Annotated in this window: 21 protein-coding genes and 2 tRNA genes; 14 read left to right on the plus strand and 9 right to left on the minus strand. The window is 72.3% G+C overall.

Features of this window, described 5'->3' with window-relative positions; genetic code table 11:
• Together DJ010_RS16190 and DJ010_RS16195 are read left to right on the plus strand one after the other, a co-directional pair.
• The gene (locus tag DJ010_RS16190; RefSeq protein WP_109695600.1) at positions 1 to 1,458 is read left to right on the plus strand and encodes a phospholipase D family protein; all 1,458 of its coding nucleotides are present in this window, start codon (positions 1 to 3) and stop codon (positions 1,456 to 1,458) included.
• A 21-nt stretch (positions 1,459 to 1,479) separates the two neighbouring features.
• A complete protein-coding gene (locus DJ010_RS16195) occupies positions 1,480 to 2,802 on the plus strand; it encodes a DUF2252 domain-containing protein (protein ID WP_109695602.1) in 1,323 nt (440 codons plus the stop codon).
• Positions 2,803 to 2,805: 3 nt separating this feature from the next.
• Here DJ010_RS16195 and DJ010_RS16200 read toward each other — a convergent pair whose 3' ends face one another.
• From DJ010_RS16200 to DJ010_RS16210, 3 genes are all read right to left on the minus strand, one after another.
• The gene (locus tag DJ010_RS16200; protein ID WP_109695605.1) at positions 2,806 to 3,216 is read right to left on the minus strand and encodes a hypothetical protein; all 411 of its coding nucleotides are present in this window, start codon (positions 3,214 to 3,216) and stop codon (positions 2,806 to 2,808) included.
• Positions 3,217 to 3,271: 55 nt separating this feature from the next.
• Positions 3,272 to 3,344, minus strand: a tRNA-Arg gene (locus DJ010_RS16205).
• Positions 3,345 to 3,395: 51 nt separating this feature from the next.
• Positions 3,396 to 4,469, minus strand: coding sequence for an SDR family oxidoreductase (locus DJ010_RS16210; protein ID WP_211318830.1), 1,074 nt, complete (start codon positions 4,467 to 4,469; stop codon positions 3,396 to 3,398).
• Between the two features lie 84 nt (positions 4,470 to 4,553).
• Between DJ010_RS16210 and DJ010_RS16215 the strand changes: the two genes are divergently transcribed.
• Together DJ010_RS16215 and DJ010_RS16220 are read left to right on the plus strand one after the other, a co-directional pair.
• Entirely contained in the window at positions 4,554 to 5,819 is a 1,266-nt protein-coding gene (locus DJ010_RS16215) for an LCP family protein (RefSeq protein WP_109695607.1), read from the plus strand.
• On the plus strand, positions 5,816 to 6,049 hold the full coding sequence (locus DJ010_RS16220; protein ID WP_109695609.1) for a hypothetical protein: 234 nt from the start codon (positions 5,816 to 5,818) through the stop codon (positions 6,047 to 6,049). Before DJ010_RS16215 ends, DJ010_RS16220 begins: the two co-directional genes overlap by 4 nt.
• Positions 6,050 to 6,074: 25 nt before the next feature.
• Here DJ010_RS16220 and DJ010_RS16225 read toward each other — a convergent pair whose 3' ends face one another.
• The 3 genes from DJ010_RS16225 to DJ010_RS16235 all read right to left on the minus strand — a co-directional run bounded on the left by DJ010_RS16225 (position 6,075) and on the right by DJ010_RS16235 (position 7,571).
• Positions 6,075 to 6,428: an MscL family protein gene (locus tag DJ010_RS16225; protein WP_109695611.1), complete on the minus strand. Its 354-nt coding sequence runs from the start codon at positions 6,426 to 6,428 to the stop codon at positions 6,075 to 6,077.
• A 60-nt stretch (positions 6,429 to 6,488) separates the two neighbouring features.
• Positions 6,489 to 7,142: an SAF domain-containing protein gene (locus DJ010_RS16230; RefSeq protein ID WP_109695613.1), complete on the minus strand. Its 654-nt coding sequence runs from the start codon at positions 7,140 to 7,142 to the stop codon at positions 6,489 to 6,491.
• A gap of 108 nt (positions 7,143 to 7,250) precedes the next feature.
• On the minus strand, positions 7,251 to 7,571 hold the full coding sequence (locus DJ010_RS16235) for an FmdB family zinc ribbon protein (protein WP_109695615.1): 321 nt from the start codon (positions 7,569 to 7,571) through the stop codon (positions 7,251 to 7,253).
• A gap of 98 nt (positions 7,572 to 7,669) precedes the next feature.
• Here DJ010_RS16235 and DJ010_RS16240 point away from each other — a divergent pair, with 98 nt between their 5' ends.
• Complete coding sequence (locus DJ010_RS16240) at positions 7,670 to 10,282, plus strand: penicillin acylase family protein (protein WP_109695617.1); 2,613 nt, start codon at positions 7,670 to 7,672, stop codon at positions 10,280 to 10,282.
• A gap of 293 nt (positions 10,283 to 10,575) precedes the next feature.
• Here the strand turns inward: DJ010_RS16240 and DJ010_RS16245 are convergent, their stop codons facing one another.
• The gene (locus tag DJ010_RS16245; protein ID WP_245927619.1) at positions 10,576 to 11,184 is read right to left on the minus strand and encodes a 5-formyltetrahydrofolate cyclo-ligase; all 609 of its coding nucleotides are present in this window, start codon (positions 11,182 to 11,184) and stop codon (positions 10,576 to 10,578) included.
• 23 nt (positions 11,185 to 11,207) lie between these two features.
• On the opposite strand from DJ010_RS16245, the gene DJ010_RS16250 reads away from it, so the two are divergent.
• From DJ010_RS16250 to DJ010_RS16270, 5 genes are all read left to right on the plus strand, one after another.
• On the plus strand, positions 11,208 to 12,593 hold the full coding sequence (locus DJ010_RS16250) for a UTP--glucose-1-phosphate uridylyltransferase (RefSeq protein WP_109695621.1): 1,386 nt from the start codon (positions 11,208 to 11,210) through the stop codon (positions 12,591 to 12,593).
• Between the two features lie 4 nt (positions 12,594 to 12,597).
• Positions 12,598 to 13,770 carry a molybdopterin molybdotransferase MoeA gene (locus DJ010_RS16255; RefSeq protein ID WP_158283032.1) on the plus strand — a complete coding sequence of 391 codons (1,173 nt, stop codon included), beginning with the start codon at positions 12,598 to 12,600 and terminating at the stop codon, positions 13,768 to 13,770.
• 77 nt (positions 13,771 to 13,847) lie between these two features.
• The gene (gene moaC / locus DJ010_RS16260) at positions 13,848 to 14,327 is read left to right on the plus strand and encodes a cyclic pyranopterin monophosphate synthase MoaC (protein ID WP_109695626.1); all 480 of its coding nucleotides are present in this window, start codon (positions 13,848 to 13,850) and stop codon (positions 14,325 to 14,327) included.
• The gene (locus DJ010_RS16265) at positions 14,324 to 14,794 is read left to right on the plus strand and encodes a MogA/MoaB family molybdenum cofactor biosynthesis protein (protein ID WP_109695628.1); all 471 of its coding nucleotides are present in this window, start codon (positions 14,324 to 14,326) and stop codon (positions 14,792 to 14,794) included. The genes moaC and DJ010_RS16265 overlap by 4 nt, the downstream gene beginning before the upstream one ends.
• The gene (locus tag DJ010_RS16270; RefSeq protein WP_342769510.1) at positions 14,791 to 15,474 is read left to right on the plus strand and encodes a GNAT family N-acetyltransferase; all 684 of its coding nucleotides are present in this window, start codon (positions 14,791 to 14,793) and stop codon (positions 15,472 to 15,474) included. The genes DJ010_RS16265 and DJ010_RS16270 overlap by 4 nt, the downstream gene beginning before the upstream one ends.
• Before the next feature lie 18 nt (positions 15,475 to 15,492).
• On the opposite strand, the gene DJ010_RS16275 is transcribed toward DJ010_RS16270, so the two are convergent.
• Positions 15,493 to 15,753, minus strand: a complete 261-nt coding sequence (locus DJ010_RS16275; protein ID WP_146207374.1) for a hypothetical protein — start codon at positions 15,751 to 15,753, stop codon at positions 15,493 to 15,495.
• A complete protein-coding gene (locus DJ010_RS16280; RefSeq protein ID WP_109695632.1) occupies positions 15,750 to 17,738 on the minus strand; it encodes an MMPL family transporter in 1,989 nt (662 codons plus the stop codon). The genes DJ010_RS16275 and DJ010_RS16280 overlap by 4 nt, the downstream gene beginning before the upstream one ends.
• Before the next feature lie 117 nt (positions 17,739 to 17,855).
• Here DJ010_RS16280 and DJ010_RS16285 point away from each other — a divergent pair, with 117 nt between their 5' ends.
• The 4 genes from DJ010_RS16285 (at position 17,856) to DJ010_RS16300 (ending at position 20,886) form a co-directional block, all read left to right on the plus strand.
• Complete coding sequence (locus tag DJ010_RS16285) at positions 17,856 to 19,088, plus strand: sensor histidine kinase (protein WP_109695634.1); 1,233 nt, start codon at positions 17,856 to 17,858, stop codon at positions 19,086 to 19,088.
• On the plus strand, positions 19,085 to 19,771 hold the full coding sequence (locus tag DJ010_RS16290; protein ID WP_109695636.1) for a response regulator transcription factor: 687 nt from the start codon (positions 19,085 to 19,087) through the stop codon (positions 19,769 to 19,771). Before DJ010_RS16285 ends, DJ010_RS16290 begins: the two co-directional genes overlap by 4 nt.
• A 108-nt stretch (positions 19,772 to 19,879) precedes the next feature.
• Positions 19,880 to 20,728, plus strand: coding sequence for a divisome protein SepX/GlpR (gene sepX, locus DJ010_RS16295; protein WP_109695638.1), 849 nt, complete (start codon positions 19,880 to 19,882; stop codon positions 20,726 to 20,728).
• A gap of 82 nt (positions 20,729 to 20,810) precedes the next feature.
• A tRNA-Ala gene (locus DJ010_RS16300) sits at positions 20,811 to 20,886 on the plus strand.
• The last annotated feature ends 127 nt before the right edge of the window (positions 20,887 to 21,013 follow it).

Below are 21,013 nucleotides of genomic sequence, written 5' to 3' on the forward strand. Positions count from 1 at the left end.
GTGAGCGACTGGTTCCTTCCCGCGGCCGAACGGCCGTGGACGTCCGGCAACCTGGTCGTTCCGCACGTGCACGGGGCGAGCTACTTCGCCCGCCTGCTGGAGGTCGTCGGAGCGACCGAGCCGGACGACCGCATCTTCCTCACCGACTGGCGCGGCGACGCCGACGAGCGCATGACGCCCGACGGGCCGACCGTCGGGGAGCTGCTCGCGTCGGCGTCGAGGCGCGGGGTGGAGGTGCGGGCCCTGCTGTGGCGGTCCCACCCCGGCCGCCTCAACAGCGAGGAGAACGAGCACCTCGGCTCGATCATCAACGAGAGCGGGGGCGAGGCGCTCCTCGACGAGCGGATCCGCCGCGGCGGGTCGCACCACCAGAAGCTGGTCGTCGTGCGGCGGCGGGGTCGGCCGGAGGAGGACGTCGCGTTCGTCGGCGGCATCGACCTCTGCCACGGGCGCCGGGACGACGCCGGCCACGCGGGTGATCCCCAGGCGCCGCCGCTGGACGAGCGGTACGGCGCCACGCCGCCCTGGCACGACGCGATGGCCGAGATCCGGGGGCCGGCCGTGGCCGACGTGCTCGACACCTTCGCCGAGCGCTGGGACGACCCGACGCCCCTCGACCACCGCAACCCCTACCGGGCTCTGCTCCACCGCCTCGCCCGGATGCCGCGCCACCCCGAGCCGCTGCCCGAGCGGTGGGACCCTCCGCCCGAGGTCGGCACCCACCAGGTGCAGCTCCTGCGGACCTACCCGGCCAAGAGGCCGGCGTACCCTTTCGCGCCCGCCGGTGAGCGGTCGGTCGCCCGCGGCTACGCGCACGCCTTCCTGAGGGCTCGCCGGCTGATCTACCTGGAGGACCAGTACTTCTGGTCCGATGTCGTCGCCCGGGCGCTCGCCGAGGCACTGCGTCGCGAGCCGGACCTCCGGGTGATCGCCGTCGTCCCGCGGTTCCCCGAGGAGGACAACCGCGTCGGCGGACCGCCCTCGCTCTACGGCCAGCGGCTCGCCTACGACGCCCTGCACGAGGCCGGGGGCGACCGGTTCGCGATGTTCGACCTGGTGAACGACGCGGGCACCCCGGTCTACGTGCACGCGAAGATCTGCGTGGTCGACGACCACTGGACGACGATCGGCTCCGACAACCTCAACCTGCGCTCCTGGACCCACGACTCGGAGCTGACCTGCGCTGTCGTCGACCCGGACGGCGACCTGCCGCGCAACCTCCGCTCGTCGCTGTGGGCCGAGCACCTCGGCCTTCCGGAGGACGACCCGCGCCTGAGCGACCTCGATCACGCTCTCGACCTCTGGCAGGACCGGGTCGGCGCTGCCGGCAGCCGCATCCGGTCGCACGAGCCGTCCGTCCTCCCGCCGCGCACCCGGCTCTGGGCCCGCCCGGCGTACCGGTACCTCTACGACCCGGACGGCCGACCGCGCGGCCTGCGCGGCACGACCGAGTTCTGAGCGACTGCCTAGGCTGGCCGGGTGAGCAGCGGGGACCGCGAACGACGCCAGCAGGTCGTCGCCGTGCTGTCCCACGCGTTCGACGACCTGCTGCGGACCGACCCCCGCGGCTTCCGGACCAAGTTCCGCAAGATGGCCGCCGACCCGTTCGCGTTCTACCGCGGCTCGGCGTGCCTGTTCTACGCCGACCTGGCCGACCTCGAGGACCGCTGGGCCGACGAGCGGACCTCCCGCGTCTGGATCCACGGCGACCTGCACGCCGAGAACTTCGGGACCTACATGAACGCCGAGGGCCTGCTCGTCTTCGACGTCAACGACTTCGACGAGGCCTACCTCGGTCACTTCTCCTGGGACCTGCGCCGCTTCGTCGCCAGCCTGGCGCTGATGGGCTGGCAGAAGGCGCTGCCCGAGGACGACGTACGCAGCCTGGCCGCCCGTTACCTCCGGGCCTACGTCGACCAGGTCCGGCGGTACGCCGAGACCGACGACGACCTCGACGAGTTCGCACTGCGGCTCGACAACACCGAGGGCGCCGTGCACGCGATCCTGCAGGTCGCACGGAGGAGCACCCGCATCGACCTGCTCGAGTCCATGACCGTCGTGTCCGACCACGATCGACGGTTCGTCGACGACGCGACTGCGCGCCACCTCAACGCCGCGGAGCGCTCGATGGTGCTCGCCGCCTTCGACCGCTACCTCGAGACGATCCCGCCCCGGAAGCGATCGGGCCGGACGGTGTACTACGACGTCAAGGACGTCGTGGCCAGCACCGGGTTCGGCATCGGCAGCGCCGGGCTGCCCGCCTACAACGTGCTGATCGAGGGCTTCAACCAGGCCCTCGAGAACGACATCGTCCTCAGCATGAAGCAGGGCAACCACCCCGCCGCCAGCCAGGTGGTGAAGGACAGGCGCATCCGCGACTTCTTCGAGCACGACGGCCACCGCACCGTGGTGAGCCAGCGCGCCCTCCAGGCGCACACCGACCAGTTCCTCGGCTGGACCACCATCGACGGCACCGGGTTCGTCGTGGCCGAGCTCTCGCCGTACGAGGTCGACCTGGACTGGAGCGACATCACCGAGCCCGACGAGATCGCCCCGCTCCTGGAGGACCTCGGCCGCGCGACGGCGAAGGTGCACTGCGCCTCCGACGAGGACAGCGACGAGGAGCTGGTCGAGTTCCAGACCGAGGAGGCGATCCTCGGGGTCATCGGGGAGCGCGAGGAGGAGTTCGTCGACGACCTGGTCGACTTCGCCCTTGCGTACGCCGAGACCGTGCGCGACGACCACGCGCTGTTCGTCGACGCGTTCCGGGCCGGCGACATCGCCGGTCTGTCGGCGACCTGAGGGCTACTGCTCCGGGAGCTCGTCCGGGTCGCCCTGGGCCTCGGCCTTGCGCGCCTGCTCACGGATCCGCCGTCCCGCGACGCGGATGAAGACCACACTGACTGCGACTCCGGCCGCCACCACCCCGATGGCGATGGGAGCCATCAACACCGTGTCCTCGGGGCTCTTCAGGACGATCCCGCACAGGTAGATGCTCAGCCCGACCGTCAGCAGCAGGAAGCCGATCCGCTTCTCCGCCAGCAGCCGCGCGTGGGTGGAGACCGCGTCCGGCTCGCCGAGCGCGGAGCCCTCGTCGTCGACCTCCTCGCGGAGCTCGACGACGGACTCGGCGTTGTGAGCGTGCGAGAGGACCGCCGCACCGACCAGGTCGAGCGCGACACCGGTCACGAGGAGGGTCTCGGTCAGGAAGGACACGGCGCACGCTAACCCGGGGCAACGGCCCGACGCGCGCAGGCGCGCGTGAGGTCGGTGCCCCCGGTAGGAGTCGAACCTACGACCTTTCGCTTAGGAGGCGGCTGCTCTATCCACTGAGCTACGGGGGCTCGGCTGCGGCATTGTTTCAGGTCCGGGCCCGTGGACCACAGCCGAGGCGGTCATCGCCGACGTCGGCCGAGCGGCTGGTGGGTGATGCCGTCGTCGATCATCTGCTGGAACTGGTCCGCGATGGTGTCCTCCATGGCGCGGTAGGTGAGCCCCAGCTCCCGGACCGAGCGGCTGTTGTCGAACTCCAGCGGGTAGCCGACGTTCTTCTCGACGAACTCGCGGGTGTAGCCGGCGACCGGGGCGACCAGCTTGAACAGCGGCTTCGGCATCTTCAGCACCGGGAACGGGTAGCTGTGGCCGAAGCGCTTCCGCAGGATCCGGCCGATCCCGAGCATCGACGTGCTGCCCGCGCTGGTGATGTAGCGGTCGTGCGCCTCCGGCGTGAAGCCGGCGAGCAGGTGGGCCCGTGCGACGTCGCGGACGTCGACCAGGCCGAACCGCAGGTCGGGTGCGCCACCGGCGAGGCTGCCGTCGATGAACGCCTTCATCGTCGTCATCGACCCCGACTTGCTGGCGGTCGTCAGGGCGGGGCCGAGCACCAGGCCGGGGTGGATCGTTACGAGGTCCCAACGGTCCTGGGCACGGCAGATCTCCCACGCCGCCTGCTCGGCGACGGTCTTGGAGTAGGGGTAGGGCTGGTGGTCGAGGCTGCTGGTCGTGTTCCAGTCCGCCTCGGTGAACGGGCCGCGGCCGACCATGTCGACGTTGTCGCCCTGGATCGCCACCACGCTGCTGGTGAGCACGACCCGCTTCACCGACGGGGTCGCGTCGACGCTGCCGAGCACGTTGCGCGTGCCCTCGAGCGCGGGCTTCACCAGCTGCCGCTCCGGGTCGCGCACCTTGCCGAGCAGGAACGGCGAGGCGGTGTGGATCACCAGCTCGCAGCCGGCCATCGCCTCGGCGTACGCCCCCTCGTCGAGCAGGTCGGCGCGGTGCAGGGTGAGCCGGCCCTCGTGCTCGGCCGCGAGAGCGTGCAGGTGCTCGAGCCCGGTCGGCTTGTCAGGGTCGCGGACGGTGCCGCGCACGACATGGCCGTCCTCGAGCAGGTAACGGACGATCCAGCTGGCGATGTAGCCGGTCGCCCCCGTCACGAGCACGGGCTTGGTCGGGTCGATCTCGGTCACGTGGGTTCCTCTCGCCTGGCTCCCCGGCGGGACAACCTACCCGCGTGATTCGGCAGCGTTGCGTCGGTTCGTCACAATGGTGGGATGAGCGAGAACTCCGACGTCCCGGGCGCGCCCTCGAGCGACCCCGAGGGCGGCCGGAGATGGCGCGCCCGCCGGTCGACGAGCTCGGTCACCACCAGTGGTGTCGCCGGCAAGCGGCGGCTGCGCAAGCGGCACACCGTGGCCAAGGTGATCACCGCGACGCTGGTCGCCCTCGCCATCGGTACGGCGACCTCCGTGGTGCTCGCCTACAACCACTGGAACTCCAACCTCGACGTCAAGGACCTCGACCCCCAGCTCGGGACCGACCGGCCGCCGAAGGAGGAGGTCGAGGGCCCCAAGGAGCCGATGAACATCCTGGTGATGGGCTCCGACAGCCGTGACTGCCAGGGCTGCAACATCGACGGCCTCACCGGCGACGGCGAGCGGTCCGACACCACGATCATGCTGCACCTCTCGGCGGACCGGAAGCGCGCCTACGGCATCTCGGTGCCGCGCGACACCCTCGTCGACCGACCGACCTGCTACGACGAGGACGGCGGGGAGATCCCGGGAGCCGACGACGTCATCTGGAACGAGGCGTACGCCGTCGGCGGGCCCGCCTGCACCATCCGCCAGTTCGAGCAGGTCACCGGCGTGCGCATCGACAACTACGTCGTCATCGACTTCCAGGGCTTCAAAGACATGGTCAACGCCCTCGACGGCGTCGAGGTGTGCATCCCCCAGGACATCGTCGACACCGAGCACGGGATCACGCTCGACGCCGGCACGCGGGAGATCAAGGGCGACGAGGCGCTCAGCTACGTGCGGGTGCGCCACGTGGGCAACGGCACCGACCCCGAGCGGATCCGGCGGCAGCAGGCGTTCATGGCGGCCATGATCAACAAGGCGATCTCGGCCGGCATGCTGGCCCGACCCGATCGGATGCTCTCCTTCCTCAATGCGGTGACCGAGTCGATCCAGACCGACTACAAGAACATCGGCGAGCTCTCCGAGCTCGGCCAGAGCTTCCAGGGCATCGGGCTCGACAACATCAAGTTCCTGACCACCCCGTGGGTCTACTCGACCGCCCAGGAGGGGCGGGTCGAGTGGACGCCGGAGGTCAACGCTCTCTGGAAGCTCGTCATCGGCGACAAGCCGCTGAGCGAGCAGTTCGCCGAGCAGGCGATCACCGCGGCCGACGACCCGTCGGGATCGGACAGCTCGGGCGAGGCGACCCAGGACCCCAGCCAGTCCCCGGGCGGCGGCGGCAAGAAGGACCGCGGCCTCTCCGACGACGCCCGCGAGAGCGCAGGGCTCTGCACGTGAGCAAGGACGAGGTCTCGACAGGCTCGACCACCAACGGCTCGACCACCACCCGCTCGACCACCAACGGCTCGAGCGACTGGGAGAAGCGGAAGCGCCGGGCCGAGGTCTTCGGCGACGCGCTCCCGGAGGTCACCCGCGACGAGCGGGACCCCGGGGAGAAGGCCGACGACGGCGAGTCCGCCGGCGAGCGCTGGCTGAAGGCGCAGGTGCCCCCTCACCACGGCGGCTGAGGAGGCACCTGGGGGCTGCGTCCGGTCAGGGTCGGTTGGCCAGCGCGTCCCGGATCTCGATGAGCAGCTCGACCTCGGTGGGGCCCGCCTCGTCGACCGGGAAGAACTTCTCCTTGGCCTTCGTGTAGGGCGTCACCACGAGGAAGTAGACGACGGCGGACAGGATCACGAACGCGATCACCGCGTTGATGAAGTTGCCGACGTTGACGCCGGCGATCTCGGCACTGCCGAAGTCGGGCTGGTCACCGATCTTGCCGATGAAGCCCATCAGCGTCGCCGTGAACGTCTCGACGACGGCCGCGAAGGACAGCGCCATGATCAGGCCGACGGCGATCTCGACGAGATTGCCGCGGAGCAAGAAGTTCTTGAACCCGGACATGCCATTTCTCCTCTGTCTCCGAGATGACTTCCCCACCCCCGGCAGGGACCGTTCTCGAACCTAGCGGTTCGTCCACGCGTACGTCACGAACGCCGTCACCGCAGCGGCAGTGACCGAATCCACCATCGTGGCGGGGATCCCGACCACGACGAGCCGCCCGGTGAGCGCGTCCGGCGCCTCCTGCGACAACGCGGGTACGGCGAGCACGACCGCCTCGTTCGCGATCGTCGTCGTGGTGCGCGCCTCCGGGTCGGTGGCCAGCAGCTCGACCTCGTCGCCCACGCGGAGCAGACCCGCCTGGGCGGCGTCGGAGAGCCGCACCGGCACCGCGACCGTGCCCGGCGCGGTGTCGGCCAGCCCGGGTCCGACGAGCCGCACGTCGGTGACCGGCTCGCCGGCGCGGACCGGCGCGGCGAGGATCGCGCGCTCCGCCACGGCCGGATCGGTCAGCGCGCCCGCAGGCTTCGCCTCCGGCGGCAGCGCGGCGGTCGCCAGGTCACCCGGTCCGAGGACGGCGCCGGCCGGCAGGTCCCGCGCGGCGACCAGCACCTCGACGCTGGGTGCGGGCGGAGGCGCCGTCGCCCGCAGCCCCGCCGCAACCGCTCCCGCCACGCAGAGCACGGCCAGCAGCCGGCGACGACGGCGGACGGCGCGTCGTACGGCCGTCAGCCGGTCGAGCAGGCGGACGCGACGAGGGTGCTCCCGAGCAGGCATGGCCCGACGCTAGGAGCAACGGCCCACCCACCGCGCCCCGTCGCGCGGTTGTGCACAGGTCTCGGCACTCCCTGCGCAGAGCGCTCGGGCTGCTCGACCACCGAGAGGTCAGGCGGAGGCAGCGGCCGCGGTCGAGGTCGACGAGCCGGTGGAGCTCGAGGAGTCGCTCGACGAGCTGGAGGAGCTCGAGGAGTCGGACGAGGACGTGCTCGCGGCGGGGGTGCTGGTCGAGGTCTCGCTCGACGAGCCGCTGCTGCGGCTGTCGGTGCGGTAGAAGCCCGAGCCCTTGAAGACCACGCCGACGGCGTTGAAGAGCTTGCGGAGCTTGCCGGAGCACTCCGGGCAGACGGTCAGGGCTTCGTCGGAGAAGCTCTGGAACTGCTCGAAGGCGTGGTCGCACTCGGTGCAGGCGTACTGGTAGGTCGGCATCGGTTCTCCACTGGGATCGCGCAGTGAGTGTTAGCACTCTCGTGTATCGACTGCCAAGTGTACGGGAGTCCGGGGGCAACCGGCACAATGTCGGCACCATGACCGATGCCACCCGCCGTCCGAGCCTCTGGCCGGGCAACTGGCCGACGTCCCTCCGCTGGAGCGCCTTCGCCGCCGCGGTCCTCGTCCTGCTGCTGGTCCTCGCCCTCGTCGCGTCGGTCATGATCGTCCGCAAGTCGTGGCCGCAGACCGACGGCGAGATCGAGATCCCCGGGCTCGAGGGTGAGGTCGAAGTGCTGCGCGACGAGCACGGCATCCCTCAGATCTACGCCGACTCGATGCACGACCTGGTGCTGGCGCAGGGCTTCGTGCACGCCCAGGACCGGTTCTTCGAGATGGACGTCCGCCGCCACGCCACGGCGGGCCGGCTGGCCGAGCTCTTCGGCGAGGCCGCCGTCGACACCGACCGGGTGGTGCGCACCCTCGGCTGGCGTCAGGTCGCCGAGCAGGAGCTGACGATGCTCGAGCCGCGCACGCGAGCGCTGCTCGACGCCTACGCGGAGGGCGTCAACGCCTACCTGGAGGACCGGTCGCTGTCGGACCTGTCGTTGGAGTACGCCGTGCTCGACGTCTCCGGTCTCGACTACACCCCCGAGATGTGGACCGCCGTCGACTCGATCGCCTGGCTCAAGGCGATGGCGTGGGACCTCAAGGGCAACCTCGACGAGGAGATCCAGCGCGCGCTGTCGGTCGCGGCAGTGGGGGAGGCGCGGGCTCAGCAGCTGTTCCCGCCCTACCCGTACGACGAGCACGCGCCGATCGTGGAGCAGGGCGCGGTCGTCGACGGCGTCTACGAGCAGGACGCCACCGCGCCCGGCACCCGGCTGCCGTCCCGCCCACCGCTCGGTCCGGAGGTGCAGGCCGCGCTGGCCGGAGTGCAGCAGGCGGTCGACGCGCTGCCGGCGCTCCTCGGCCGCGGCGACGGGCTCGGCAGCAACGCCTGGGTGGTCGGGGGCGACCACACCGCGACCGGCGCCCCGATCCTCGCCAACGACCCGCACCTGGGCATCTCGCTGCCCGGCGTGTGGTCGCAGGTCGGCCTCCACTGCCGCGCGGTGACCAGCGAGTGCCCGCTCGACGTTGCCGGCTTCAGCTTCTCCGGCGTCCCCGGCGTGGTGATCGGCCACAACGCCGACATCGCCTGGGGGTTCACCAACCTCGGCCCGGACACCACCGACCTCTACATCGAGCGGGTGCGCGACGACCGCTGGCAGCACGACGGCCGCAGCCGCCCGCTGCGGGTCCGCGAGGAGACGATCGAGGTCCGCGGCGGCGAGGACGTCACGATCCAGGTGCGCTCGACCGGGCACGGCCCGCTCCTGTCGGACCTGGCCGGCCTGCTCGGCATCCGGATCCGCAACACGGGGGCCAGCGGCGTCGTACCCGAGGTGGGGGAGCGGTGGGACACGGCCGTCGCCCTGGCCTGGACCGCGCTCGAGCCGCAGCCGACCGCCGACGCGCTCTACGCCCTCAACCTCGCCACCGACTGGCGCTCCTTCCGGGCCGCGTTGAGCGACTTCGCGGCGCCCGGGCAGAACGTCGTGTACGCCGACACCGAGGGGCACATCGGCTACCAGGCGACCGGCCGGGTGCCGATCCGCAAGTCCGGCAACGACGGGTCGCTCCCGGTCGCGGGTTGGCGGTCGGAGAACGACTGGACCGGCGAGTACGTGCCGTACGACGCGCTCCCCAACGTGCTCGATCCCGACTCCGGGATGGTGGTCACCGCCAACCAGGCGGTTCTCGACCCGGCCAGCGCCGGCTACCCCTACCACCTCACCGACGACTGGGACCGGGGCTATCGCTCCGACCGGATCCGCGACCTGCTCGAGGACGGCATCGACCCCGGGACGCTCGACGTCGACGACATGGGCGAGGTCCAGACCGACGAGCGGAACCCGATGGCGCCCGTGCTGACGCCGTACCTCCTCGACGTGGAGCTGCCGCGCGGCTACTTCTCCGACGGACGCGAGCTGCTCGAGGACTGGGACTTCCAGCAGCACGCCGACAGCGCAGCGGCGGCCTACTACAACGTGGTGTGGCGCGAGCTGCTCGCCCGCACCTTCCACGACGAGCTGACCGGCGACCTGCAGCCCGACGGCGGGCAGCGGTGGTTCGCGGTCGTCGCCGACCTGCTGACCCGCCCCGGCGACGAGTGGTGGGACGACCAGCGCACCGAGGACGCCGTGGAGACCCGCGACGACGTCCTCGCGGCGGCGCTGCGGGCCGCCCGTGACGACCTCACCGCCCTGCAGTCACCGACGCCCGACGAGTGGACCTGGGGCCGGCTGCACGAGCTGGACCTGCGCTCCTCCACGCTCGGCGAGTCCGGCATCGGCCTGGTCGAGGCGCTCTTCAACCGTGGCGGCTACGAGATCGGGGGCGGTGGGTCCATCCCCAACGCCACCGGGTGGGACGCCCGCGACGGCTACCAGGTGCAGACCGCCCCGTCGATGCGGATGGTGATCCCGCTCGACGACCTCGACGGCGCCCGGTGGATCAACCTCACCGGTGTCTCCGGCCACGCCTTCCACCCCCACTACGTCGACCAGACCGAGCTGTTCGTCCGCGGCGAGACGCTGCCGTGGGTGTTTTCCGCCAGCGCGGTCGAGGGGGCCGCGGAGGACGTGCTGACGTTGGTGCCGCGGTAGGCCTTGGTCGTCGAGTGGCCCGAGCCGCCGGCAGTGCTCGGTCGTCGAGTAGCCCGAGCCGCCGGCAGTGCTCGGTCGTCGAGTAGCCCGAGCCGCCAGGCGAGGGCGTAGGGAGACCGCCTCGGTCGTCGAGTAGCCCGAGCCGCCAGGCGAGGGCGTATCGAGACGCCGGCACCCGGCTGACGACCCTGCGGCCGCGGTCGGCTTGCTGCGTCTCGATACGTCGCTCGCTGCGCTCGCTCCTACTCGACGACCGCGTTGCTCGACGACCGAGCTGCTCGACGACCGAGAGGTCAGAACCGGACGATCCCCTCCGGCGTGACCGCAGCAGCGACCGGTCGGTCGTGCGGCTCGGTCGGCACCGGCTTGCCGGTCTCGTCGGAGTAGAGCAGGACGCAGGTGAAGGTGCCGACCGGGACCCGGGCGAGGGCGCGGTCGTAGGAGCCGCCACCGCGGCCGAGGCGGTCGCCGGTGGGGGAGACGGCCAGGCCGGGGAGGAGCACGGCGTCGGCGGTCGCGACCGCGTCGGCGCCCAGGCGCGTGCCCACCGGCTCGAGCAGGCCGCGCCCGGCGGGGGCGAGAGCGGTGTCGCCGTGGTAGACGCCCCAGTCGAGGTCGTTGTCGGGGAGGAGCACCGGCAGGATCACGCGCTTGCCCCCGGCGACCAGCAGGTCGAGCAGTGCGGTCGTGCCCGGCTCGTTGCCGACCGAGACGTAGCAGGAGACCGTCGCGGCGCGCCGTACCTCCGTCGACCCGAGCAGGTGCTCGGCGATCGCGCGGGCCGCCTCGCCCACCTCGTCGAGGCTCCGGCGGCGGCGCGCGGTGAGCAGCTGGTCGCGGAGCGCGAGCTTGGCGAGGCCCCTCGGTCCGTCCGGTTCCGGCATCGATTGCTCACTCACCACCGGACCAGCCTACGATCGGAGGCATGGGCAGCGCCGGTTTGGAGATGGCACGCGCGAAGATGGTCGACGCGGGTGTCGACCCGGTCGCGATCGAGACGTTCGCGCACTACTACCGCTTGTTGGAGCACGGTGAGACCGGCCTGATCGCCGAGTCGAGCATCGAGCCCATCGACATGGAGGCCCTGGCCGACGTCGACGTGCCTGCGGACGTCGCTGCCGACGCGCTGCGCAGGACCGCCATCATCAAGCTCAACGGCGGCCTCGGCACGTCGATGGGCATGGACCGCGCCAAGTCGCTGCTCTGCGTGCGCCGTGGTCTGTCGTTCCTCGACATCATCGCCCGGCAGGTGCTCCACCTCCGCGAGAAGTACGACGCGCCGCTGCCCCTGCTCTTCATGAACAGCTTCCGCACCTCCGCCGACACGCTCGAGGCGCTCGCGCGCTACGACACGCTGCCGGTCGAGGGCCTGCCGCTGGAGTTCCTGCAGAACAAGGAGCCCAAGCTCCTCGCCAAGGACCTGACGCCGGCGTCCTACCCGAAGGACCCCGACCTCGAGTGGTGTCCGCCGGGTCACGGCGACGTCTACACCGCCCTGCGTGGCACCGGCCTGCTCGAGCAGCTCATCGGGCAGGGCTACCACTACGTGTTCATCTCGAACTCCGACAACCTCGGTGCGGTGCCGGCGCCGGAGGTGGCGGGCTGGTTCGCGCAGAGCGGTGCTCCGTTCGCGATCGAGGCGGTCCGTCGTACTCCCTCGGACAAGAAGGGCGGCCACTTCGCCCGCCGCAAGGCCGACGGCCGGCTGGTGCTGCGCGAGACCGCGCAGACCGCCAAGGAGGACCTCGAGGCGCTGGCGGACCTCGAGCGGCACCGCTTCACCTCGACCAACAACCTCTGGATCGACCTGCGTGCCCTGCGCGACACCCTCGACCAGCGCGACGGCGTGCTCGGCCTGCCGATGATCCGCAACAAGAAGACCCTCGACCCCGGCGACCCCAGCACGCCGGAGGTGATCCAGATCGAGACCGCGATGGGTGCGGCGATCGAGGTCTTCGAGGGCGCGGCGCTGATCGAGGTCGGCCGCGACCGGTTCGTGCCGGTGAAGACGACCAACGACCTGCTCGTCCTGCGCTCCGACGTCTACGCGATCGGCCCGGACTTCGTCCTCGACCTCGTCGCTCCCGAGGTGCCGTACGTCGAGCTCGACCCCACCCACTACAAGCTGGTCGGCGAGTTCGACAAGCGGTTCCCGGAGGGCGCGCCGTCGATGACGAAGGCCACCTCGCTCAAGATCGAGGGCGACTGGACGTTCGGCCACGGTGTCGAGATCGTCGGCGACGTCGAGCTCGAGGCCGCCACCGCCCAGCGGGTCTCGGCCGGCGAGGTGCTCTCCGGCGACGAGGGCTGACCGGTTGGACTCGGTCGAGGCGCACCGCGACCGGATCCTCGGCCTGACCGCGCCGTTGCCTGCGGTGACCGTGCCGGTGGCCGATGCCGTCGGCCTGGTGACCGCGGCTGATGTCGTGGCCGCCGTTGACCTGCCGGCGTTCGACCACGCCGCGATGGACGGGTACGCGGTGCGTGCGGCCGATGTCGCGACGGAGCCGGTCGTGCTCCCCGTCGCCGGGGTCGTCGCCGCCGGCGATGCAGAGCAGCCGGCGCTCGACGCAGGCACCGCCCGGCGGATCATGACGGGTGCTCCGGCTCCCGCGGGAGCCGACGTCGTCGTGCCGTTCGAGTGGACCGACCGCGGTGTCGAGCAGGTGCGGATCGATCGCAGGGTCGCGTCCGCGCAGAACATCCGGCGGGCCGGCGAGGACCTGGTGGCGGGTGCGGTCGCCGTGCCGGCGGGGACGCGCCTGGCGCCGCAGCACCTGGCGCTGCTCGTTGCGGTCGGCGTGGAGTCGGCAGCCGTGCACCCGGCACCGCGGGTGGCGGTGCTGGCGACGGGCGAGGAGCTCACCTCCGGCCAGGTGCCCGACAGCAACACCGTCGCGATCGCCGCCGCCGCGGCCCCCCTCGGCTCCGTCGTCCGCTCGTTCGGGCCGGTCCCCGATGATCCTGCCCGCCTCGTCGCGCGGCTCGCAGAGGCCGCGGAGTCGGCGGACCTGGTCGTCACCACGGGCGGCGTCTCCGCCGGCGACCACGACGTCGTGAAGGCGGCGCTGCGCGACCGCGACGCGTTCTGGTTCGGGTCCGTGGCGGTGAAGCCCGGCCGGCCCCAGGGCTGCGGCGTCGTGACCGCGTCCGGAGGGCGCCGGGTGCCGGTGGTGTGCCTGCCGGGCACGCCGGTCGCGGCGTACTCGTCCTTCCGGCTGTTCGTCGAGCCGGCCCTCCGCTCGCTCGGCGGTGTTGCCCGCCGCGCCTCGGCACGTGCGGCCCTCGACGCCCCGGTCGCCGTCTCGTCGGACCGGACCGTGCTCCTGCCCGCGCGCTACGTCGGGCCCGGCCGGGTCGCCCAGCTGCCGGGCCACGTCGGCCACTCCCAGCGGCTGCTGGCCAGTGCCGACGTGCTGCTGGTGGTGCCGCCCGGCGCCGCGGCGCTGCCCGCAGGCAGTGAGGTCGAGATCCTGCCCCTCGGCTGACCGGGTCGTCATCGCCAGCGCGGTCCAGAGGCCACGGTGGCAATGACGACCCGCGCGGTCGGTGCGATCATGGCCGCATGACGGACCAAGGGCTCGGCCTGACCCATGTCGACGAGTCCGGTGCTGCCCGGATGGTCGACGTGTCGGAGAAGGCGGTGACGGCCCGGCAGGCGACGGCGTCGGGCCGCGTCCTGGTCTCACCCGCGGTCATCGCGCTGCTGCGGGGTGAGGGAATGCCGAAGGGCGACGCCCTGGCCGTGGCCCGGATCGCCGGGATCATGGGCGCGAAGCGCACGCCCGAGCTGGTCCCGCTCTGCCACCCTCTCGCCATCTCCGGCGTCACCGTGGACCTGACGGTCGCCGACGACGCCGTCGAGATCGTCGCGATCGTGAAGACCGCCGACCGCACCGGCGTGGAGATGGAGGCACTCACCGCGGTCTCGGTCGCGGCGCTGACCATCGTCGACATGGTGAAGGCGGTCGACAAGGGTGCGGTCATCAGCGACGTCCGCGTCGAGGCCAAGAGCGGCGGCAAGTCCGGGGACTGGACTCGATGAAGGCCTCCGTCGTGGTCGCCTCCAACCGCGCTGCGGCCGGGGTCTACGAGGACACGACCGGCCCGCTCATCGTGGCGGCCCTGCGCGAGCTCGGTTTCGACGTCGACGAACCCGTGGTGCGGCCCGACGGCGAACCGGTCGGCGCCGCCATCGAGCTGGCCGTGCGCGGCGGTGCGCGGGTGGTGCTGACGACCGGCGGCACCGGGCTCACGCCGACCGACCGGACGCCCGAGGTCACCCGGCCGCTGCTCGACCGCGAGGTGCCGGGCCTGGCCGAGGCGATCCGCGCCGCTGGGATCGCGAAGGGCGTGCCGACGGCCGCCCTCTCGCGCGGGCTGGCGGGGGTCGCGGGGCAGTGCCTGGTGGTCAACCTGCCCGGCTCGCGCGGTGGCGTGAAGGACGCTCTCGACGTGCTCCGACCGGTGCTCGTGCACGCCGTCGAGCAGGTCGTCGGGAGCGACCATTGAGGCCGGACCAGCGCATCGACCGGCTCGGGCGGGAGCGGATGATCACCTCGGTCCCCGGCCGCGCCTGGCCCAACGTGCTGATGTCGGGCACCGACCCGGTCGTCACGCTGCGCCCGCTGCGGCGTAGGGACGCCCACGCCTGGCGGGACGCCCGCCGCCGCAACGCGGCCTGGCTGAGCCCGTGGGACGCGACCGTCCCGCCGGGCGGTGACGCGCGGCCGACGACGTTCAAGACCCTGGTCCGGCGGCTGTCCCGAGCCGCACGGCGCGGGACGACGTACCCCTTCGTCATCGAGGTCGACGGCCGCTTCGCCGGACAGGTCAGCATCAACAACATCGTGCGCGGGTCGGCGCAGTTCGCGTCGGTCGGCTACTGGATCGACCAGCAGTTCGCGGGTCGCGGCGTGATGCCGCGGGCGGTCGCGATGGCCGTCGACCACTGCTTCTTCACCGCCCGGCTGCACCGGCTCGAGATCTGCATCCGGCCGGAGAACACCAACTCCCTGCGGGTCGTGGAGAAGCTCGGGATCCGCGAGGTCGGCTACGCGCCGCGGTTCCTGCACATCGACGGCGACTGGCGCGACCACCGGATCTTCGCGGTCACCCGCGAGGAGGCGCCGCGGGGGCTGCTCGCCCGACTGGAGGAGTCGGGCGGCGACGCGTCCGCAGCACCGTCCTGACGGTCTCCGGCGTCGGCGTCAGGCTGCTCGTCGCCTGCCGAGCCACGCGGCGATCGCGAAGGCGAGGGCCGACGTGAGCAACCAGGGCACGCCGAGCGTGACCGCGACGAAGCCGGGGGTGACCTCTCCGATGCGCGGCCAGCCGTGCGCGTCGACGCCGAGGGTGTAGGGCGGGCCGAGCAGGATCGCGGTGAGGTACCCGAGCGCGGGGGCGACGGGCAGCGGTGGCAGCGGGTACAGCACCGTCCACGCGATGGCGATGCGCCAGGGCCGGGTCATGCCCACCTCCCGCCCGTCCGTGCCAGCAGGTGCGGCACGAGCAGGGTGCGGACCACCAGGGTGTCGATGAGCACCCCGGCCGCCACCAGCAGGCCGACCTGCCGCACGTTGGTCTCGGGGACGAGCAGCAGCACGGCGAACGTCGCGGCGAGGACCACGCCGGCGGAGGTGATGACCGGGCCGGTCGAGGCGAGCCCGGCGGCGACCCGACGGCGGCGCGTTCCTGCGGGCGCCCGGCGGATGCCGTCGACGAGGAAGACCAGGTAGTCGACGCCGAAGGCGGTCAGGAAGAGCAGGCCGAAGAGCAGCACCTCCGCCGAGGACTGCGCCGACCCCGTGAGGGACGTCGGCGCGGCGACCGACGCCCCGACGGCGGCGAGGCAGGCGAGGCAGCCGCTGGCGATGACGACGAGCGATGCCTGCAGCGAACGGAGCCACACCCACAGCGCCACGAGCAGGGCAGCCAGGACCACGGGGGCGTGGTGGAGCAGCTGCGACTGCACGGCCTCCTCGCGGTCGAGCGCCTCTGCCGCAGCTCCGCCGACGAGCGCGCCCGGATCGATCCCGGTCGCGATCGTCCGCACCTGCTCCGCCGCGTCCGCCCAGGACCGGGAGTAGGGATCGGTCGCGAGGACGAGCGCGACCTCGGTCCGGTCCCCGACCTGCTCCGTCCCGAGCACGCCGGTGGCGAGGCCTTGGCTCTCGGTGGCGTCGGACAGGTCGGCGACGGCGTCGCGGGGCGCGGCCGCGGAGAAGGACACCATCAGCGGCGAGGTGGCGGAGGCACCGAAGTGCTCGCGCACCAGGAGGGCACCGCGCTTGCTGTCCGCGCTGTCGTCGATGTTGACGAGCGGGTCGGCGGAGGAGCTCCAGGAGAACGCCGCCGCCCCCAGGCAGACCAGCACGACGGCGGCGCCACCCAGCGCCACCCAGGGGCGGCGCAGGACCGTCGCGGCCGCCCGGTCCCAGGCGCCGGGCCCGGTCGCGGGTCGCACCCGGCGCCCGGTCAGGTCGAGGAGCGCCGGCAGCAGGGTGAGGCTCGCGGCAGCGGCGCACGCGACGCCGACGGCCAGTGCCGGACCGAGCCCAGAGATCCCGGGGATCGGGGAGAAGGACAGGGCGAGGACGGCCAGGACGATGGTCGCGGCGCTGACCAGCACGGGCTGCCGCACCTCCCGGTAGGCGGCCGCGACCGCTTCCCCCCGATCGTGCGACGACGGGGACCGCCGCAGGCGGTTGAGCAGCAGCAGGGCGTAGTCGGTGCAGACCCCGAAGACGACCACGGTGCCGATCGAGCCGGTGAGCTCGGTGACGGTGACCGAGAGGTGGGGCAGGAGGAGGACAAGTCCGCGGGCCACGAGCACCGCGACGACCCCGGTCGCGACCGGGAGCAGCCACAGGGTCGGGCTGCGGTAGACGAGGCCGAGGATGACCGCCACCACGACGACGCTGCACACGAGCAGCCACAGGTCGACGTCGCCGGCGTCCAGGTCGGCGTCGACGCCGCCTTCCCCGGTCACGTACGCCGTGAGGCCGCTGGTGGTCTGCCACTCCTCGCACAGCTCGCGCAGCCGGGTCACCGCGTCGACGAGCTCGTCCTCGTCGACCCGCAGCTCCACGTCCAGCACCACCAGCCCTGAGTCGGGCGACACCACGGGGTCGTCGACGGCCATCCTCGATCCCTCGGCGTCGGAGCGGAGGAGCTGGGCCAGGCGCTCGACCTCCGGCAGGGCGGCCTCCGCCCCATCGGGCGTCGGGACGGCCAGCGTGGCGGTCTCGGCGGGAGGGTCGGTACGTCGGTCGCGCAGGTGCTGTGCGAGGTACTCCGCGCTCGCGCTGTCCTCGGGGAGGAAGGCGAGGTCCTCGTCGGTCTCCGTCGTCGGGAACGCGGTGGCCGCGACGACGGAGGCGAGGGCGGCCAGCACCCAGGCGGCGACCACGAGGACCGGGCGTCGTCGGGTGGTGGAACGGAACGTGGCGATCATGGGTCCATCGCAGCCGAGCCGACCCTTCTCCCGCGTCGCCCCAAGGGGCCATGTGCGGGCCGGAGAGTCACTCCAAGGAGTGATTGTCGGGGGTCAGGCTCGTCCTATCGTGATCCTGTGGTGAGAGCGACGCCGGGCCTGCGGACCTGGCACGGCCCTGCCCTGGCCCTGGCGTCCGTGCTCCCGGCCCTGCTCGACCAGGGGTCGGTGGACGCCGACCGCCGGGCGTGGGTCCTCATCAGCATCTGGGCCGCGGTCAGCCTCGTGACAGCCGCGGCCATGATCCTCCGGCCCGTCGTCGCGACGATCGCGACGTTCGCAGCGGTCGGAGCCGTCGAGCTCACGGCCTCGGCCACCGAGGTCGAGCTCTCGTTCCTCGACCTCGCGCCGGTCGTCGTGTGCCTGTTCACGACCGGCGCCCTCGCGAGCCGTCGTGCGGTGCTCTGGACCGCCGGTGTGATCGGCGCGGTCACAGTCGCCGGCGTGATCGTCAACCGGCTCACCGCCGACCCGCAGTGGCAGGGCGGGACGGACGTGCTGGCCGGAGTTCTGTCGATGGCGATGGCCCTGCTCGCCGGCTCCACCTTGAAGGCGCAACGCGACCAGGCCGAGGTGAGCAGCCAGCTGTACGACCTGGAGCGGCAGCGACGTCTGCTCGCCGAGCGCGAGGCGTCGGCCCGGGAGCGGGCCCGCATCGCCAGGGAGATGCACGACCTGGTCGCCCACTCGGTGACCCTGCTCGTGGTCAACGCCGAGACGATGCGCGCCCGCTCGGCGGAGCTGCCGGGCTGGGCGGCCACCCAGGCCGACGCCATGGCGGCCGCGGGCCGGCGCGCGAGCGAGGAGATGCGCGAGATGCTGAGCGTCCTCCGGGCCGAGGACGATCCCTTGCCGACCTCGCCGGTGCGGCAGCTCGACGACGTCGACACGCTGGTCGAGGAGGCGCGGGCTGCCGGCATGCGCGTCGCCTACGACCAGCGCGGGCCGAAGGCGCAGCTGGGCCTACCGGCCAGCCTGTGCGCCTACCGGGCGGTCCAGGAGGGTCTCTCGAACGCCCGTCGGCACCGGCCCGGCTCCCCGGTCTCGGTCGAGGTCGGCTGGCAGGACGACGTGGTCGAGATCGAGATCCGCACCGGCGCGGCGGGCGGGCCGGACGTCGTACCCGCTGTCACGCCGGACCGGACGTCGGCCGGCCCCCGGCCGGAGGGTCTCGGGCTGGTCGGGCTCCGCGAGCGCGTGGCCGAGACCGGTGGCACCGTCGAGGTGGCGGAGACCGCCGGGGCCCACGTCCTCCGCGTGTGCCTTCCCGCGCAGGACGCGCGAGACCGGGTCCGGGACGCCTCGCGATGACGAGCATCCGTGTCCTCGTCGTCGACGACGAGCCGATCGTCAGGGACGGCCTGTCGATGATCCTCGCCACCTACGCGGGGATCGAGGTGGTCGGCACTGCCGCCGACGGTGCGGATGCCCTCCAGCGCTGCGCGCTCGGCGACGTCGACGTCGTGCTGCTGGACATCCGGATGCCGGGCATCGACGGCCTCGAGGTCCTGCGCCGCCTCGCCGCCGGGACGACGCCCGCTCCGCACGTCGTGGTCCTCACCACCTTCGACCTCGACGACTACGTGCGGGCGGCGCTCTCCCTGGGCGCCTGCGGTTTCCTCCTCAAGAACAGTCCGCACGAGCGGATCGCTGCTGCCGTCCGATCGGCGGCGGAGGGGGAGACGGTCCTGAGTGCGAGCGTCCTGTCCACCGTGGTCGAGGGCTACCTCGCCCCAGCCGCGCGGCCGGCGCCCGAGGCACCCGCCGATCTCCATCGCCTCGAGGCGCTCACGGCGCGCGAGCTCGAGATCCTGCGCCTCGTCGGCGAAGGGTGCAGCAACGCCGCGATCGCCAGCGAGCTCTTCCTCTCCCTGCACACCGTCAAGACCCACGTGAGCCGGATCCTTCAGAAGACGGAGTGCGAGAACCGCGGACAGGCGGCCGCACTCGCGCACCGCTGCCAGTCCTACCTGGCATCGACCTCGGATGGCTGACGCCTTGTCGCGACCACGCGCACTGATCACACCAGTCACACAGGTCATTCTGTGACACACCGATAGACATACGTCCCGAAGTGCGCTAACCCGCCTAGCCTGCCGGGTGTGGACCTGAGCGCGTTGATCTTCGTCGCCCTGGCGGTCGCCTGGGCCGCCTATCTCATCCCCAAGGCGCTCAAGCACCACGAGATCGACCGGGTCAGCCGGTCCGTCGACGACTTCTCCGACCGGGTCCGCGTGGTCGCCCGGCGCGAGCCGGTCGCGGCCGGGAAGGCCGAGCTGGTCGTCGGGTCCGGCAACGCCAGCAGAGCCGGCAAGAAGGAGAGGTTTACGGCTCAAGACCCCGCCGAGGCTCCGACTCCCGAGCCCGCCGCAGCTCCTGTTCCGCTGACCCCCACCCAGGTCCGCGCCCGCAAGGCCGCCGCGAAGCGCGCGGCGCAGCGCCGGCGCCGGGTGCTCACCGCCCTCCTGGCCCTCGACCTCGCTGTCGTGGCGGTCGCCGCGAGCGGCCGGCTCGGTTGGGCCTGGGTCGCGATCCCGGCCACGCTCCTGGTGGCCTGGCTCGTGGCCTGCCGGCTCATGGTGCGCAAGGAGCGCGCGGCACGGGCCGTCGCCGCGGCACCGGTGCGGAAGCGTCGTACGACGCTCGCCGACGAGGCCATCGCCGAGGAGGATGCCGCGGTGCAGGTGGAGGCGTCGGACAACACCGAGGAGTTCCCGGCCGTGGCCGAGGAGGCTCCGGTCGACCCCGACGGGTGGGACCCGGTGCCGGTGACGCTGCCGACGTACGTCGCCAAGGCCACCGCGGGCCGCTCCGTCCGCACCATCGACCTCGACTCCACCGGCGTGTGGAGCTCCGGCCGCAACGCTGCCGACTCCGCCCTCGCCCGCGAGGCCGACGAGCAGCGCGCCGAGTCCGCAGCGGCCGAGCAGCGCCGCGCCTCCGGCGCCTGACCCGCCGCTCCTCGGAGCGTCCGAAGGCGCCACCCTGGATTCGGGCGGACGGTGGCCCTGGTGCTACCGTTTCCCCTCGCTTGGGGCTGTGGCGCAGTTGGTAGCGCGTCTCGTTCGCAATGAGAAGGTCAGGGGTTCGAATCCCCTCAGCTCCACCATGTGATGAGTCGCGACATAGGTGACACCTGAGTCGCGACATGCGTGTCAGTCAGAGAGCTCCCGGCCATCGGCCGGGGGCTCTTTGCGTGTTGCGCCAGTAGGTTTTGGCGGGGTCGATGTTGTGGG

Origin of the sequence: Nocardioides silvaticus (assembly GCF_003160695.1) — a bacterium.
Taxonomy (GTDB): Bacteria; Actinomycetota; Actinomycetes; order Propionibacteriales; family Nocardioidaceae; genus Nocardioides; species Nocardioides silvaticus.

Excerpts from the sequence above, each read along its gene's own strand:
- DJ010_RS16265 (WP_109695628.1), top strand. The coding sequence starts at position 14,324 with ATGAAGGCCTCCGTCGTGGTCGCCTCCAACCGCGCTGCGGCCGGGGTC.
- DJ010_RS16225 (WP_109695611.1), bottom strand. The coding sequence starts at position 6,428 with ATGTCCGGGTTCAAGAACTTCTTGCTCCGCGGCAATCTCGTCGAGATC.
- DJ010_RS16280 (WP_109695632.1), bottom strand. The coding sequence starts at position 17,738 with ATGATCGCCACGTTCCGTTCCACCACCCGACGACGCCCGGTCCTCGTG.
- DJ010_RS16215 (WP_109695607.1), top strand. The coding sequence starts at position 4,554 with ATGAGCGAGAACTCCGACGTCCCGGGCGCGCCCTCGAGCGACCCCGAG.
- DJ010_RS16290 (WP_109695636.1), top strand. The coding sequence starts at position 19,085 with ATGACGAGCATCCGTGTCCTCGTCGTCGACGACGAGCCGATCGTCAGG.
- DJ010_RS16250 (WP_109695621.1), top strand. The coding sequence starts at position 11,208 with ATGGGCAGCGCCGGTTTGGAGATGGCACGCGCGAAGATGGTCGACGCG.
- DJ010_RS16235 (WP_109695615.1), bottom strand. The coding sequence starts at position 7,571 with ATGCCGACCTACCAGTACGCCTGCACCGAGTGCGACCACGCCTTCGAG.
- DJ010_RS16230 (WP_109695613.1), bottom strand. The coding sequence starts at position 7,142 with ATGCCTGCTCGGGAGCACCCTCGTCGCGTCCGCCTGCTCGACCGGCTG.
- moaC (WP_109695626.1), top strand. The coding sequence starts at position 13,848 with ATGACGGACCAAGGGCTCGGCCTGACCCATGTCGACGAGTCCGGTGCT.
- DJ010_RS16275 (WP_146207374.1), bottom strand. The coding sequence starts at position 15,753 with ATGACCCGGCCCTGGCGCATCGCCATCGCGTGGACGGTGCTGTACCCG.
- DJ010_RS16240 (WP_109695617.1), top strand. The coding sequence starts at position 7,670 with ATGACCGATGCCACCCGCCGTCCGAGCCTCTGGCCGGGCAACTGGCCG.